This window comes from Chitinibacter sp. ZOR0017 (genome assembly GCF_000799095.1).
Taxonomy (GTDB): Bacteria; Pseudomonadota; Gammaproteobacteria; order Burkholderiales; family Chitinibacteraceae; genus Chitinibacter; species Chitinibacter tainanensis.
In genome coordinates this window covers 1-444 of the sequence record NZ_JTLG01000039.1, presented here as the reverse complement: position 1 = coordinate 444, position 444 = coordinate 1, and the positions used below count along the sequence as shown (strand labels likewise).

Below are 444 nucleotides of genomic sequence, written 5' to 3'. Positions count from 1 at the left end.
TGACTTGCTGGGTCGTGCCATCTGCACTGGTGACGGTAAAGTGTTCTGTGACGCTGTCACCCGTCTTGAGGGCCTGAACCTCGGGCTTGCTGTTGTCGAGCTGGTAACGCCACTGGCCGTTCTCGTCGAGGCTAAAACTGCCATAACTGCCAGCCGTGCCCGTTTGGGCGACGAAGTGGGCTTCGCCATCGTCGACATCGGTAATCGTGAGCTGACCCGTGGTGAGCTGGCTACTGTCTTCGCTTGCGATGCCTGTGGTGGTGCCAGCGATGCTGGCACCGTCGTTGCTACCGGTGAGTGTAATGGTCAGATTCTGCGTGCTGCTCGCCCCTGCACTGTCGGTAACCGTGATCGGGATGGTGAGTGTCTGCGTCTGTCCGGCGGCCAGATGCTGATAGGCGGTGTTGCTCGGATCAAAGCTGTAGCTGCCGTCGGCGTTGAGCG

At 60.1% G+C, this 444-nt stretch carries 1 protein-coding gene; it reads right to left on the bottom strand.

The window, feature by feature from the left end; genetic code table 11:
* A partial coding sequence (locus L991_RS12135) for a VCBS domain-containing protein (RefSeq protein WP_047395832.1) occupies nt 1-444 on the bottom strand: 444 nt, incomplete at both ends.